We start from the raw sequence: 14,587 nt of genomic DNA on the forward strand, positions 1-14,587 counted from the left end.
CTCACGGACTCGGGGGAACACCGATGAACGAGACCATCGCCAGGCGTCTGACGGGTGCCGCGGGCATCACCACCGCGGCCGCGCTGATTGTCGAAGTGCCGCTGTACTTCGTCTACTCGGGCCCGCCGCCGGACGCCAACGTCCTGGCCCGGCTGCTGCTCGGCATCCTCGGCCTCGCCTTCCTGGTCGTCTTCGTGACGGCCCTGCGTGAACTGATCAAGCTCACACGCCCGGAGTACGAGTGGGCGGGCTCGATCGCCTTCGCCACCGGACTCGTCTACGCCACGATCACCCTCGTCTCCTCCGGCCTGGAGGCGGGCGCGGTCATCGCCACCGACCACAGGATCGACCCGACGATCACGGTCGACGGCACCTACATCCTCTACGGATCGATCTCCCGTCTGATGCTGGCCCTCTTCCTCACCGCGGTCGGCTTCGTCGTCACCCGCACGCGGCTCCTGCCGCGCTGGGTGGGCCGCTCGGCCTACGGTCTCGCGGTGCTCAACCTGGTGTTCGTGCCGTCCCTGTTCTTCGGCAACACACCCGCGCACTTCTACGCGGCGAACGGCTGGGGCACCACGGCCATGATGGGCGCGATCCTCAGCTACTGGCTGCTGGCCGTGGGCATCTCCACCTACCGCAGCGCCGCCCGCGGACGCATGGCGGTCGCGGCGTAGCCCCTGGAGCAGATCACCGAGCGGGCAGGACGGACTCAGGGGGTGCGGGGCCCCGCGGAGCCGGGGCCCGCCCGCCGGGACGTGCGCAGTGTGCCGAGTGTCTTCAGCAGACGGTCGGCGGGTGCGCGCAGCTCGGGATGGGCGTTCACCGTGTTCCGCAGGCCCCGCACGGGTCTGCGCCACAGCAGGTGGGCGGCCGAGACCGGGTGGGGCCTGCTGGCGAATCCTTCCGCCACGCGCAGCTCGCGGGTCTTGAGCCAGTCCTTGTACTCTTTGTCGCCGCGCCCCAGGTCGAGCAGCGTCACGCCGTTGCGGGCCGCTGCCTCGGCCGTGCGCAGATGCATCATCAGCCCCGGCGAGTAGTAGTGCAGCTCGGGGTCGTACGCGGTGAACCAGGCCGCCAGCACGGTGCGTGAGCGCGGCCCGAAGTGCGCCGCCACCGGCCGGTCACCGGCGTAGAGCACGGACAGCACACCGGTGAAGTGGTCCTCGCGGACCTGGTGGAGATGGTTGACCAGGTCGACGATCCACGGCCGCGCGAACCGGTCCATCCGTCCGGTCCTGCGGTACTGGGCGGACTTCCACTGCATCAGCCGGCGCAGCATCCGCGGATCGCGCTCGTCGAACTCGAAGCGCACCTCGCCCAGGTCGCGCCCGAGGCGGCGCTCCTTCTTCAGCGTGGTCTTGGCCAGGCCCGGGTACGCGCCGCGCAGCCACGGGGCGTAACCGCTCTCGTCGGGCTTGAGATCGACCACCGGGGAGGCGAACAGGCCCGTGACATGCCGGCTGAACGGTTTCTGCTCCTCGACGAGATGGTCGAACTCGAACACCGACAGCCCGCAGGCCTTCAGCAACTCCTGGGCGTCCCAGGTGACCCCCGGCCGGTGCACGAGCGCCTGGCAGTCGGACAGCCCGAGACCGATGGCACGGCCGACGCCGAGGACATTGCGTTCGTACGGCAGGAATCCGACCGGTTCTCCACCCTCGTGCAGGACCGCGATCCGCGTCCCGGCGCGGTATCTGCCGATCCCGAGGGCGAACTCCGGGGCCAGGAAAGGATTGGCGTATTCGGGCGACTGGTCCATCGCTCTGTGCCAGGCCGCTTGCAGCGAGGCGCTCAGTTCGTCGGTTCTGTGGATCGTGACGTCCACGTCAGATCATCCGCCCTTCCGCAGGCTCCGCGAAGAACGTCCCGACCGCAGCACTGGCCGGCTGAGCGTGTGGACCCCTGTTCATCGATCGCATCGGCGACCGCTCCCCCCGTGACGTCCCCCCGCGGCGCATCGTCCGCGTCCTACCACTTCTACGAGTATCAGCCGGTTCCGCGCCGTATGCACGGTCGTTGCGCGGTCGACCCTCAGGTTCCGAACTGTCCACCGAGGACCAAACCTCGCGAAACAGTACGCATGTTGTCAAGGGTGCCTGCCGCAACAAAGACCGCAGTGTGACGAGGTGCCAGGATCCGGCCAGATCGATCATTCGGGGGGGGAGGTGACGGCATGTCGCCGTTGCCCTCACTGCCTCCGGGTGCCGCTGGGGTCCGTCGGGCGCCGCCGGGCTATGCGCCCTTGCGGCCGACTCCCGCGTACACCCAGTACTCCGACGGGTTGTCCGGGATCCGGTCGTCGGGGTCCGGGCGCCACAGGGGGACGTAGACCAGGCCCGGGTCGACCAGGTCGAAGCCGTCGAAGAGTCCGAGGATCTCGTCGTGGGAGCGGGCCGTGACGGGAGAGGTGGCGCGGGAGCGGTAGAGCTTGCCGACGGCGTCCGCGGTGTCCGGGCGGTCCTGGTTGGTGGCGTGGGTCAGCGCCAGCCAGCCGCCCTCGGGCAGGGCGTCGCGGAAGGCGGTCACGATGCCGGCCGGGTTCTCCTCGGGCGAGATGAAGTGCAGGATCGTGATCATCAGTACGGCGACGGGCTGATCGAAGTCGATCAGCTTGCGCACCTGCTCGGAGCCGAGGATGTCGGCGGGCCGGCGGATGTCCGCGTCGACGATGTCCGCGTCCGGGTTGTCGGCGAGCAGCGAGGCGCTGTGGGCGACCGCGACGGGGTCGTTGTCGACGTAGACCACCCGGGCGCCGGGGCTGGCCGCCTGCGCCACCTCGTGGACGTTGCCCTGGGTGGGGATGCCCGAGCCGAGGTCGATGAACTGCCGTACCCCGGAGTCGACCACGAAGCGCACGGCCCGGCCGAGGAAGGCGCGGTTGGCGCGGGCCAGGGTGCGCACCTGGGGGTCGATGGCGGTGAAGGCGGCCAGGGCCTCGCGGTCGATGGCGAAGTTGTGCTGCCCGCCCATCATGGCGTCGTACATACGGGCCACGCTCGCCTTGTCGGGATCGGTCCCCGGCGGAATCCCTGCATTGTCCGACACTGCAACTCCCTCTGTGACCAGGGGCCTTGACGCGCCATCATATAGTTGCGGGACGGCGCTCGGCGAGCCACCCTCTTCGCCGGCGCACCCGGAGCCCCCACCCGGAAAGGCACGACCACTGCGGAACGAACCACGCAGCCGCGCCGACGAAGCCTCAGCCTCCCAGCCACCGCCCCGGCGTTCGGTCTTCTCCCCCGCTGCCGACGTCATCGGCTCCGAGCTCGACCTGCGGCTGACCGGCAGCCATGTCGTGCACGCGCTCACCCCCGGCTTCTGCGACGCGGCCTCGGTCTATCTGCTGGAGCGCTGGGTGCGCGAGGAGAACGCCTACCCGGCCACGGACCCGCCCCAGATAGAGGCGCGCCGCCTCGCGCTGCGCGTGGGGACGGACGCGGCGGAGTCCTGGGAGGGGCTGCTGCCGGTCGGCGAGGTGATCGTCTTCCCGCGCGGAACGCCGTACGCACGCGCCCTCGCCGACGGGCACACGCAGTTGCTGGACGGGGTGGACACCCACACCTCCGAGCGGCTTGTCGCGTCCGGGCACGGCGACGCGCGGATCGACGACCTGGTGGGCTCGTCGTCCTTTCTCGTCGTCCCGCTCCATCTGCGGGGCACCACGGTCGGTTTCGTCGCCTGCACCCGCGGTCCGCAGCGCGCCGCCTTCCGGACCGGGGAGGTCGTTGCCGTGGAGTGGCTGGCGGGCCGGGCCGCCATCGCCCTGGACAACGCGCGCCGCTACGAGCGCGAGCGCCGCACCGCCCTGGCCATCCGGAACAGCCTGCTGCCCGGCTCCGCCCTGGAGGTCGACGGCTGCCGCATCGCCCACGCCTGTCTGCCCGCCGGACAGGGCAACATCATCGGCGGTGACTGGTTCGACGTGCTGAAGCGGCCGGGCGACCGGGCCGGTCTCGTCGTCGGGGACGCCATGGGGCACGGCCCGGAGTCCGCCGTCGCGATGATCCAACTGCGCACCGCCGTCCGTACGTTGGCGGGACTCGACATCCCGGCCGCGGATCTCGTACGGCGTCTGGACGCCCTCGCCTCGGACACGCCCGGGGCCTCCTTCGCGACCTGCATCTACGCCGAGTGGGACGCACGCGCGCACACCTGCACACTCGTGGGTGCGGGCCACCCTCCCCCGCTGCTGCGCGGCCCGGACGGCCGGACCGGCCCGGTGGCGCTCGCGAGTCCGGGCCTGCCCCTCGGGCTCGGCACGGGCAGCTACGAGGCCACCGTGCTGACCCTGGACGAGCCGGCCCTGCTCGTGCTCTACAGCGACGGCCTGGTCGAGTCCCGCGGCATGGACATCGACCAGGAGATCGCCCGCCTCGCACGCGCCCTGGACTCGGCTGCCCTCGAACCCGTGCCGGCGTCCGACGAGCAGAACCGGCTGCAGTCGATGTGCCAACAGCTGCTGCGCTCCCCCTCCACAGCGGCCGGCGCCGACGACCGCACGCTGCTCCTCGCCGAACTCACCCCCGGGAAGGAATGACTCCTTCCCGGCAAGGAGTGAGCCCCCCGTCCGGCGGGCTCAGGCCGTTCTCAGGTTCGCCCACACGGCGTTGCCGCCGGTGAGCCTGGACCGGTCGATGCCCCAGCTGTCCGCGATCGCCTCCACGAGGAACAGCCCACGGCCCCCCTCGTCGTCGGGACCGGGTTCACAGCGGGGCAGTTCGCGGCCCGAGCGGTCGTGATCGTGCACCTCCAGGCGGAGGCAGTCGTCGGTGACGAGTCCGATACCACACAGGATGCGTGCGCTGAGGGTGTGGCGCAGGGCGTTGGTGGCCAGTTCGGACACGAGCAGGACGGCGTCCGCGCACAGGTCGGCCGGCAGCCGCCACGCACTCAGCCGGGCGCTCACGGAGCGGCGGGCGACTTTGATACTGGAGCGCTGCGGGGGCAGTTCGAGCCAGTGTGTCCGTTCCTGACTCGCTGCGTCTAACAGCTGCGGGGAGGAAGTCATGTGGGGGGTCACGGCAGTTGCCTTCCGGGGAGAGCGGGCGCACCGTGATCGTCGAAACGATTCACGCAAGTAACTATGCTCACAGGGCAGTTCAACCTGCAACCGGCTACCTGATAATTTCATTGGGTCGGTATCGAACTGGCGGCTTCACCAAGTCGCCATCACTGCCGTACTTGTGACAGTTCCTCAGGAGGTAGGGCGTGAACGAAGGCCGGTCGGGCACGGGCAACAACAGCCCCAGTGCTCCCACCGTTCTCCGCATGATCCTCGGCCGACGGCTGCAGGAGCGGCGCCAGGACGCGGGCGTGTCCCTCGACGACGCGTCCAAGGCGTTGCGGGTGACGTCCCTGACCATCCGCCGGCTGGAGAAGGCGGAGGTCGCACTCAAACCCCTCTATGTGGAGAAGCTGCTCGAAACCTATGGAGCCGACCGGCAGGAGATCGACGAGTTCGTCGCCTTCGCGGAGCGGGCCAACGAGCCCGGCTGGTGGCATGTCTACCGCGACGCGCTGCCGGACTGGTTCCGCGCCTATGTGAGCCTGGAGACCGGGGCCACGACCCTGCGCACCTACGAGCCCCACTATGTGACGGGACTCCTGCAGACCCCGCGGTACGCCCGCGAGGTGCTGCGCGGCGGCCTGCCGAACGGCAGCGAGGAGGACCTGGACCGGCGGGTCGATCTGCGGCTGCGCCGCCAGAGCCTGCTGGACAGATCCGACGCGCCCACGCTGTGGGTGGTGATGGAAGAAGCGGTTCTGCACCGGGTGGTGGGCGGTCCCGAGGTGATGCGCGAGCAGATCGACCGGCTCCTGGAGGTCTCGGAGCTGACCCACGTCAGCATCGACGTCGTGCCGTTCACGGCCGGCGCCCATGTCGGCGCGTGCGCGCCCTTCACCTACTTCCGGTTCGAGGAGCCGGAGCTGCCCGACGTCGTCTACAGCGAGGTCCTCTCCGGCGCCATGTACCTGGACCAGCGTTCGGACGTGGCGGCCCACCTGGAGGCGCACAACCGCATGTCCCTGCTGACCTCGGACGCGGACAGCAAGGCGCTCCTGAACCGCATGCGAAAGGAGTACTCATGACCGTCACCGACGGCCGTGGCTGCGATGTCTACAACGGGATGCCGGCGTCGGACCTCGGCGAGGTGGGCTGGGAGTCTCCATGGAGCGGACCCAACGGGGGCCAGTGTGTGCAGACCAAGCAACTCGCCGACGGCCGCGTGGCACTCAGGCAGTCGACCGATCCCGCCGGACCCGCCCTGATCTACACCCCGGAAGAGATCACCGCGTTCGTCGCAGGAGTCAAACGAGGCCTCGCCGATCATCTGACGGCCGGCTGACGCCCCCAGGAACAGCGGGAGGCACCGGGCACACCCCCGGCCGCCACCTGCCCGACACCCCCACCGCACACCACCGAAAGGTTCAGGATGACCAGCTCGCACGCCGCGCGGGACATTGACACCAGCAGGCCCCACTCCGCCCGGATGTACGACTACTACCTCGGCGGCAAGGACCACTTCGAGGTCGACAAGCAGGCCGCGGAGGCCGTCGCCGAGGCCTACCCGGCGATCTTCGTGTGCGCCCGCGAGAACCGGGCGTTCATGCACCGCGCCACCCGTGTCCTCGCCCGGGAGCACGGCATCCGCCAGTGGCTGGACATCGGCACCGGCATCCCCACCGAGCCGAATCTGCACCAGGTGGCCCAGTCCGTGGTCCCCGAGGCGCGAGTGGTCTACGCCGACAACGACCCGCTCGTGCTCAAGTACGCCGAGCGCCTGATGCGCAGCACCACCCAGGGCCGCACCACGTACATCGAGGCCGACGTCAACGACCCGTCCTCGCTGCTCGACTCCGCCGAGCTGGCGGAGGTGCTGGACCTGGACCGGCCCGTGGCCCTGTCGCTCAACGCCCTGATGCACTTCGTGCCGGACGCGCAGGACCCGTACGGCATCGTGGAGCGTCTGCTGGCGGTCCTGCCCTCGGGCAGCGCGCTGGCCCTGAGCCACTGCACGCCCGACTTCGACCCGGACACCTGGCAGAAGGTCACCGACATCTACACCAATGCCGGTACGCCGGTGCAGTTCCGCTCGAAGCAGGACGTGGCCCGCTTCTTCGACGGCCTCGACCTGCTCGACCCGGGCATCTCGGTCGGCCACCGCTGGCGTCCGGACGGCGAGTCCAACGCCACGGACGCCGAGGTCAGCCTGTGGACCGGCGTGGGCATCAAGCCGTAGGGGTGCGGCAGCCGGGGGTGTCGCGGCCCCGGTCCCCCGCGGGGCCGGGGCCGCACGTCGCCGAAGTCGTACGGCACAGGGGTCGTACGGCGATCACTTCGCCGGGCAGCGCCGCGCCCAGGCCTGGCGTGCCGTTGTGGAGGATGCGGTGACTGGTCGGCCGTGTACGGCTACGTGGCCGGTCTCGAACGGGCCGTACAGCCGGACTGCACGGCCGTGTTCGCCGCCAACGACCAGCTGAAACCGGGGCTGTTGCGCGCCTTCCACGAGCGCGGCCTGACCGTTCCCGCGGACATCGGCGTCGTCGGCTTCGACGACATGTCACCGTCGGCGGCCGCGCTGGGGCGCAAACCCGTTCCCCCGACCGACCGCCGCCCACGTGCTAGAAGGCAGGGCATGGAGATCGAGCCGGTCACCCCGACCACCCCGCGTCCCGTGCGCCGGCCGGCACTGGTGCAGGGCTGGCACGAACTGACCTTTCTGCACTGGCCGGTGGAGCCGGATCGGGTGGCCGGGCTGCTGCCCGCCGGGACCCGCCCGGACACCCTGGACGGGGTCACCTACGTCGGTCTCGTGCCGTTCCTCATGCGGGGCGTGGGCCTCGGCCCCGGGCCCGGGCTGCCGTATCTCGGCACGTTCTGCGAGACGAACGTACGGCTGTACTCGGTGGACGAACGTGGCCGCCGCGGTGTCGTGTTCCTGTCCCTGGACGCGAGTCGTCTGCTGCCCGTGCTGGTGGGGCGGCTCGGCGTACGGTTGCCCTATGTGTGGTCTGCGATGCGGCTGCGCCGCACGAACGGTGTGCTCACTTACACCTGCCGTCGCGGCGCGACCGGCCGCGGCCCCACGAGCCGTGCGGTGGTGCGGCCCGGCGCTCCGATAGCGCGGCCCTCGCCGCTGGAACTGTTCCTCACCGCCCGCTGGGGCATGCACGTCCCCTGGCACGGCCGTACCGCGCACATCCCCAACGAGCACGCGCCGTGGCCTCTGCACCGGGCCGAACTGCTCGGCCTGGACGACGACTTGGTCACCGCGGCGGGCCTGCCGCGGATGACGGATCCGCCGGTCAGCGTGCTGTACACGCCGGGGGTCTCGGTCCGCTTCGGGAGGCCGGACTCCGTAGGGACCGCCGGACTTCGGGTCGGGGAACGATCAGGAATTGAGAAGCGCCGGGCACCGTGAGGCCTCTAGCGTGGCCAGGGTGATCAGACGTCTCGTCCCGCCCGCCTACCGGCCGGTGCTCGCCAACGAGGTGTTCCGGCGGCTGTTCCTCGGCTTCGGGGTGTCGTACCTCGGGGACGGCATGAGCTTCGTCGCCGTGGCCTGGCTCGCCATCGAACTCGCGCCGGAAGCGACACAGGGGCTGTGGGTGGGCGGTGCGGTCGCCGCGAACACCCTGCCGGGCGTGGTCGGGGCCCTGCTGTTCGGGCGCCGGCTGCGCCGGGTCTCGGCCAGGCGGCTCCTCATGGCCGACAACGTCGTACGCGGTGTGTTCATCGGCGTCGTGCCGCTGGCCTGGTTCGCCGGGGTGCTGACACCGCCGCTGTACGTCGCGCTGCTCGCCGTGTCCTCACTGCTGCACGCATGGGGCAGCGCGGGCAAGTACACGCTGATCGCCGAGCTGCTGCCCGAGGAGCGGCGGCTGGCCGCGAACACGCTCGTCAGCTCGCTCAACTTCGCCGCCACGATCGCCGGTCCCGCCCTCGCCGGTGTCCTGGTGACGTACGCGAGCTCCGCTCTGGTGCTGGGTCTGGACGCGCTGACGTACGCCTTCCTCGCCGTGCTCGTCGCGCGCCTCCGGCTGCCGGAGTCGGGGCGGGTCTCCCCCGTCGACCAGGCGGCCGCCCGCGGCGGGCTCGCGCAGCTGCGGGCGCGCCCCGAACTGCTCGGTCTGCTCACCCTCACCTGGTTCTTCAACTTCCTCTACGGCCCGGTCGAGGTCGCCCTGCCCCTGCATGTGACCGACGACCTGCACGCCCCGGGCACGCTGCTGGGCCTGTACTGGATGCTGTTCGGCGTCGGCGCCGTCCTGGGTTCGCTGGCGGTCGGCGCGCTGCGGCAGCTGCCGCTGTGGCCCGTGACGGTGACCATCGTGATCGCCTGGGGACTCACCCTGCTGCCCTTCGGCCTCGATACGCCGACTCCCCTCACCGTCGCCTGCTTCACCCTGGGCGGCGTGATCTACGGGCCCTTCGTCGCGCTCTCGATGACGCTCCTGCAGGCGAAGTCGCCACCGCAGCACCTCTCCGTGATGCTCGCCGCCAACAGCGCGGTCCTGCTCACCGCCTCCCCCCTCGGCACAGCTCTCGGCGGCCCCCTCACCGCGACGCTGGGCGCCTCCACCACCATCGGCGCCTCGGGCCTCGCCACGGTCGCCCTGGGCACCTGCGCCTGCGTCCTGCTGGCGGCCCGGCGCGCAAGTGGTCAGGAATCGAGAAGCGCCGGGTCAGGGGGCGCGGATAACGTGGGCGCAGACCGCTGAGCACCCGGATGGAGAGACGATGACCACGGCCAACAGGACGCAGGCGCAGTCGCCGGCACCGCACGCCGCCGACAGTCACGACCTGATCCGCGTGCACGGCGCCCGCGAGAACAACCTCAAGGACGTCAGCATCGAGATCCCGAAGCGCCGGCTGACGGTGTTCACCGGAGTCTCCGGCTCGGGCAAGAGCTCCCTGGTGTTCGACACGATCGCCGCCGAGTCGCAGCGGCTGATCAACGAGACGTACAGCGCCTTCGTGCAGGGCTTCATGCCGAACCTGTCGCGGCCCGAGGTCGACGTCCTGGACGGCCTGACCACCGCGATCAGCGTGGACCAGCAGCGCATGGGCGCCGACCCGCGCTCCACGGTCGGCACCGCCACCGACGCCAACGCCATGCTCCGCATCCTCTTCAGCCGCCTCGGCAAGCCCTACGTCGGCCCGCCCGGAGCCTTCGCCTTCAACGTCCCCTCCGTCTCGGCGGCCGGTGCCATCAAGGTCGGCAACGCGCAGAAGGCCGAGAAGGTCACCTTCAACCGGGTCGGCGGCATGTGCCCGCGCTGCGAGGGCCGCGGCACGATCTCCGACCTCGACCTCACCCAGCTCTACGACGCCGACAAGTCCATCAACGAGGGCGCCTTCACCATCCCCGGCTACACAGGCGGCGGCTGGAACTCACGCCTGTACGCGGAGTCCGGCTTCTTCGACCCGGACAAGCCGATCAGCAAGTTCACCAAGAAGGAACTGCACGACCTCCTGCACCGCGAGCCCACCCGGATGAAGATCGCGGGCATCAACATGACCTACGAGGGTCTGATCCCGCGCATCCAGAAGTCGATGCTGTCCAAGGACAAGGAGGCGATGCAGCCGCACGTGCGGGCGTTCGTGGAGCGCGCGGTCACCTTCGCCGTCTGCCCCGACTGCGACGGCACCCGGCTCGCCGAGCACGCCCGCTCCGCGAAGATCAAGAAGATCTCCATCGCGGACGCCTGCCGCATGGAGATCAGGGATCTGGCCGACTGGGTGCGCGAGCTCGCGGACCCCTCGGTGGCGCCGCTGCTCAGCGCGCTCCAGCAGACCCTCGACTCGTTCGTCGAGATCGGCCTCGGCTATCTCTCGCTCGACCGCCCCGCGGGCACGCTCTCCGGCGGCGAGGCGCAGCGCGTCAAGATGATCCGCCACCTCGGCTCCTCCCTCACCGATGTCACGTACGTCTTCGACGAGCCCACCGCGGGCCTACACCCGCACGACATCCAGCGGATGAACAAACTGCTCCTGCGGCTGCGCGACAAGGGCAACACCGTGCTCGTCGTGGAGCACAAGCCGGAGGTCATCGAGATCGCCGACCATGTCGTGGACCTGGGTCCCGGCGCCGGGACGGCGGGCGGCACCGTCTGCTACGAGGGCACCATCGACGGGCTGCGCGGCAGCGACACCGTCACCGGACGCCACCTCGACGACCGGGCCGCGCTCAAGGACGAGGTGCGCGAGTCCACCGGCACCCTGGAGATCCGGGGTGCCTCGGCGAACAACCTCGAGGACGTCGACGTGGACGTCCCGCTCGGCGTGCTCGCCGTGATCACCGGCGTGGCGGGGTCCGGCAAGAGTTCGCTCGTGCACGGTTCGATCCCCGAGGACCTCGGGGTGATCTCCGTGGACCAGAGCCCGATCCGCGGTTCTCGGCGCAGCAACCCGGCGACGTACACGGGTCTGCTGGAGCCGATCCGCAAGGCGTTCGCCAAGGCCAACGGGGTCAAGCCCGCGCTGTTCAGCGCCAACTCCGAGGGCGCCTGTCCGACCTGCAACGGCGCCGGTGTCATCTACACCGACCTGGCGATGATGGCCGGGGTCGCCAGCACCTGCGAGGACTGCGAGGGCAAGCGGTTCGACGCGTCGGTCCTGGAGTACCGGCTCGGCGGCCGGGACATTTCCGAGGTCCTCGCGATGCCGGTGTCGGAGGCCCTGGAGTTCTTCGCGGACGGCGAGGCCCGCACCCCGGCCGCGCACAAGATCCTCGAACGCCTCGCGGACGTCGGGCTCGGCTATCTCACCCTCGGCCAGCCGCTGACCACGCTCTCCGGCGGTGAGCGCCAGCGTCTGAAGCTGGCCACGCACATGGCGGACAAGGGCGGCGTCTACGTCCTCGACGAGCCCACCACGGGTCTGCACCTCGCCGACGTCGAGCAACTCCTCGGTCTGCTGGACCGGTTGGTGGAGTCCGGCAAGTCCGTGATCGTCATCGAGCACCACCAGGCGGTCATGGCGCACGCCGACTGGATCATCGACCTCGGCCCCGGTGCCGGGCACGACGGCGGCCGCGTCGTCTTCGAGGGCACCCCGGCCGACCTGGTCGCCGCCCGCTCCACGCTCACCGGTCAGCACCTCGCGCAGTACGTGGGCGCCTGACCTCCACGGCACGGCCCGCGGTCGGCCTTCGCCTACTCACCGCGGTCGACGATCTGCCCGTCACCGGGCATGTGCTGGAACTGGCCTGCGGAACGGGCCAGTGGACCCGGCTGCTCGCGGCACGGGCGCACTCGGTGACGGCGGTCGACGCGGCGCCCGAAGCACTGGCCCTGGCACGCAGACGTGCGGCAGGCTCGACAGTCCGGTTCGTCGAGGCCGCCCTGTTCGCCTGGCGGCCGCCGCGCCGCTACGACACCGTACGACACGGTGTTCTTCGCCTTCTGGCTCTCGCACGTCCCGCCCGGGCGGCTGCCCGCCTTCTGGGACTTCGTGGCCGGCGTGCTCGCTCCGGGCGGCAGGGCGGTCTTCGTCGACGACGGCAGCCGGCGCCGCGTCGTGAAAGTGTTCCACGAGCCTCGAACCCTCATGTCCGACCTGACCGCGCTCGGCTGGTCGACCCGTGTCCGGACGACGGCGGGACAACTCATCGGCGAGGCGGAACCAACGGAGGTTGCTGCCCGGGCCGCTCAGCCGTAGTGCCGTGAGTCCCCGCGCGTGACAATGGCCGTATGGGCGCCGAGATCGTGGACGAGGCGGTGCAGGCAGCGCCCGCGCCGCCGCTGCGGGGGCTGGTCGGCCGGTACACCGGCTACCGCCAGCGTGGCGTGCCGCCCGCCCGGCACCGGGGGCTGCCGTCGCCGTGGCTGACCCTGATCATCACCCTCGACGAACCGCTGAGCATCGCCGCCCATCCCGATCCGGGCACCGCCCCCGGCGACTACGGCACGCTGCTCGGCGGCCTGCACCTCACACCCGCGCTGATCGAGATGCCGGGACGGCAGTCCGGGATCCAGGTCGCGCTCAGCCCGCTCGGCGCGCGGGTCCTGCTGGGGCTGCCGGCGGGCGAGCTGGCCGGGGCCGACGTCCACGCCGACGACGTGCTGGGCGCGGATGTGCGCGAGGTGCACGAGCGGGTGCGCGAGGCACCCGACTGGGCCGCCCGCTTCGCCGCCGTCGACGACTGGCTGCTGCGCCGCATGTCGCGACACGAGGCCGCACACCCCGCCGCCTTGGTGACGGATGCCTGGCACCTGTTGCTGTCGGCGGGCGGCCTGCTGCGCATCGACCGGCTGGCCGCGGAGATCTCCGTGAGCGAGCGGCATCTGCGCAACCGCTTCCGCACCGAAATCGGCCTCACCCCCAAGGCAGCGGCCCGCGTCATCCGCTTCGACCGCACCCGCCGCCGCCTCGCGGCCAGCCCCGGCGCCTTCGACCTCGCACAACTCGCCGCCGACTGCGGCTACGCGGACCAGTCCCACCTCGACCGGGAATTCTCAACCCTGGCCGCGTGCACCCCGAGCGCCTGGCTGGCCCAGGAGTCCCGAAACATCCAGTCCGGCCACCATCCGCCCACATGAAGCCGGTCGGGGGCAACCGGCCGAGCCGGGCACACGCCCGCGACACGGAGGCGCATCACCACGACCGACCCGCCCGACACCGCCAACCAGCCGCCGGGGCCTTGACCGGGCTCAACGGCTGGTCCGCCCCGTAGTCCCGAAACACCCAATCCGGCCGCCCCGCCTACATGAACCTGCCCAAGCCGGCCACCCGGCACATCACCACGCCCGACACCGCCGAGCAGCCACCCGCCCCACAGGACCGGCCCACCTTCCGCACCCACGCCACCCACACGTCGCCCGCGCTCAACGCCGCCCAACGGCCCACCCCGACGCCATCAACCTCGCACAACTCGCCGCCCACAGCGGCCACGCAGACCAGACGAGCCAGCTGCTCGGCGTACAGGCAGTCAGCCTCGAGAATCTGCGCCCGACACCGCCAAACAGCCACCTCTCCCACAGGCCCAGCCCCCCCTCCGCACCCACGCCACCCTCGCGCCGCCCGCGCCCGACACCGCCAAACAGCCACCTCTCCCACAGGCCCAGCCCCCCCTCCGCACCCACGCCACCCTCGCGCCGCCCGCGCCCGACACCGCCAAACAGCCACCTCTCCCACAGGCCCAGCCCCCCCTCCGCACCCACGCCACCCTCGCGCCGCCCGCGCCCGACACCGCCAAACAGCCACCTCTCCCACAGGCCCAGCCCCCCCTCCGCACCCACGCCACCCTCGCGCCGCCCGCGCCCGACACCGCCAAACAGCCACCTCTCCCACAGGCCCAGCCCCCCCTCCGCACCCACGCCACCCTCGCGCCGCCCGCGCCCGACACCGCCAAACAGCCACCTCTCCCACAGGCCCGGCCCACCTTCCGCACCCAGGCCACCCACACGTCGCCCGCACCGAACGCCGCCCAACGGCCCACCCCAACGCCATCAACCTCGCACACCTCACCGCCCACAGCGGCCACGCAGACCAGTCGCGCCTCACCCGCAAATCATCGGCCCTGACCGCCTGCACACCGAGCAGCCGGCAGCCGGCAGCCGCTGGAGTTCCGAAACATCC

General features: G+C 71.1%; 12 protein-coding genes and 2 pseudogenes. 11 read left to right on the plus strand and 3 right to left on the minus strand.

The window, feature by feature from the left end; translation table 11 throughout:
- Nucleotides 1-23: 23 nt before the first annotated feature.
- Complete coding sequence (locus JYK17_RS15735; RefSeq protein WP_108009205.1) at nucleotides 24-677, plus strand: hypothetical protein; 654 nt, start codon at nucleotides 24-26, stop codon at nucleotides 675-677.
- A gap of 35 nt (nucleotides 678-712) precedes the next feature.
- Here the strand turns inward: JYK17_RS15735 and JYK17_RS15740 are convergent, their stop codons facing one another.
- Nucleotides 713-1,828, minus strand: coding sequence for a GNAT family N-acetyltransferase (locus JYK17_RS15740; protein ID WP_128803942.1), 1,116 nt, complete (start codon nucleotides 1,826-1,828; stop codon nucleotides 713-715).
- Between the two features lie 407 nt (nucleotides 1,829-2,235).
- Nucleotides 2,236-2,988 (minus strand): SAM-dependent methyltransferase, encoded by a 753-nt coding sequence (locus JYK17_RS15745; RefSeq protein ID WP_234548429.1) that lies wholly within the window; start codon nucleotides 2,986-2,988, stop codon nucleotides 2,236-2,238.
- A gap of 310 nt (nucleotides 2,989-3,298) precedes the next feature.
- Between JYK17_RS15745 and JYK17_RS15750 the strand changes: the two genes are divergently transcribed.
- Nucleotides 3,299-4,540, plus strand: coding sequence for a PP2C family protein-serine/threonine phosphatase (locus JYK17_RS15750; RefSeq protein WP_108009210.1), 1,242 nt, complete (start codon nucleotides 3,299-3,301; stop codon nucleotides 4,538-4,540).
- 39 nt (nucleotides 4,541-4,579) lie between these two features.
- Here JYK17_RS15750 and JYK17_RS15755 read toward each other — a convergent pair whose 3' ends face one another.
- Nucleotides 4,580-5,011: an ATP-binding protein gene (locus JYK17_RS15755; RefSeq protein WP_108009212.1), complete on the minus strand. Its 432-nt coding sequence runs from the start codon at nucleotides 5,009-5,011 to the stop codon at nucleotides 4,580-4,582.
- A gap of 200 nt (nucleotides 5,012-5,211) precedes the next feature.
- On the opposite strand from JYK17_RS15755, the gene JYK17_RS15760 reads away from it, so the two are divergent.
- The 9 genes and pseudogenes from JYK17_RS15760 to JYK17_RS15795 all read left to right on the plus strand — a co-directional run bounded on the left by JYK17_RS15760 (nucleotide 5,212) and on the right by JYK17_RS15795 (nucleotide 13,548).
- Complete coding sequence (locus JYK17_RS15760) at nucleotides 5,212-6,093, plus strand: Sco1979 family transcriptional regulator (protein ID WP_108009214.1); 882 nt, start codon at nucleotides 5,212-5,214, stop codon at nucleotides 6,091-6,093.
- Nucleotides 6,090-6,350 (plus strand): DUF397 domain-containing protein, encoded by a 261-nt coding sequence (locus JYK17_RS15765; protein ID WP_108009216.1) that lies wholly within the window; start codon nucleotides 6,090-6,092, stop codon nucleotides 6,348-6,350. The genes JYK17_RS15760 and JYK17_RS15765 overlap by 4 nt, the downstream gene beginning before the upstream one ends.
- An 87-nt stretch (nucleotides 6,351-6,437) precedes the next feature.
- Complete coding sequence (locus JYK17_RS15770) at nucleotides 6,438-7,244, plus strand: SAM-dependent methyltransferase (RefSeq protein WP_108009218.1); 807 nt, start codon at nucleotides 6,438-6,440, stop codon at nucleotides 7,242-7,244.
- Between the two features lie 174 nt (nucleotides 7,245-7,418).
- A pseudogene (locus tag JYK17_RS40545) lies at nucleotides 7,419-7,562 on the plus strand (substrate-binding domain-containing protein); the annotation flags it as partial.
- Nucleotides 7,563-7,640: 78 nt separating this feature from the next.
- Complete coding sequence (locus JYK17_RS15775; protein WP_234548430.1) at nucleotides 7,641-8,426, plus strand: YqjF family protein; 786 nt, start codon at nucleotides 7,641-7,643, stop codon at nucleotides 8,424-8,426.
- A gap of 19 nt (nucleotides 8,427-8,445) precedes the next feature.
- A complete protein-coding gene (locus JYK17_RS15780; RefSeq protein WP_234547379.1) occupies nucleotides 8,446-9,726 on the plus strand; it encodes an MFS transporter in 1,281 nt (426 codons plus the stop codon).
- A gap of 19 nt (nucleotides 9,727-9,745) precedes the next feature.
- Nucleotides 9,746-12,130, plus strand: a complete 2,385-nt coding sequence (locus tag JYK17_RS15785; RefSeq protein WP_222810583.1) for an ATP-binding cassette domain-containing protein — start codon at nucleotides 9,746-9,748, stop codon at nucleotides 12,128-12,130.
- Nucleotides 12,131-12,159: 29 nt separating this feature from the next.
- Nucleotides 12,160-12,667, plus strand: a pseudogene (locus tag JYK17_RS15790) (class I SAM-dependent methyltransferase); the annotation flags it as partial.
- Nucleotides 12,668-12,699: 32 nt separating this feature from the next.
- On the plus strand, nucleotides 12,700-13,548 hold the full coding sequence (locus tag JYK17_RS15795) for an AraC family transcriptional regulator (RefSeq protein ID WP_222810584.1): 849 nt from the start codon (nucleotides 12,700-12,702) through the stop codon (nucleotides 13,546-13,548).
- Nucleotides 13,549-14,587: the final 1,039 nt, after the last annotated feature.

It is taken from the genome of Streptomyces plumbidurans, from assembly GCF_019857225.1.
Classification (GTDB): Bacteria; Actinomycetota; Actinomycetes; order Streptomycetales; family Streptomycetaceae; genus Streptomyces; species Streptomyces plumbidurans.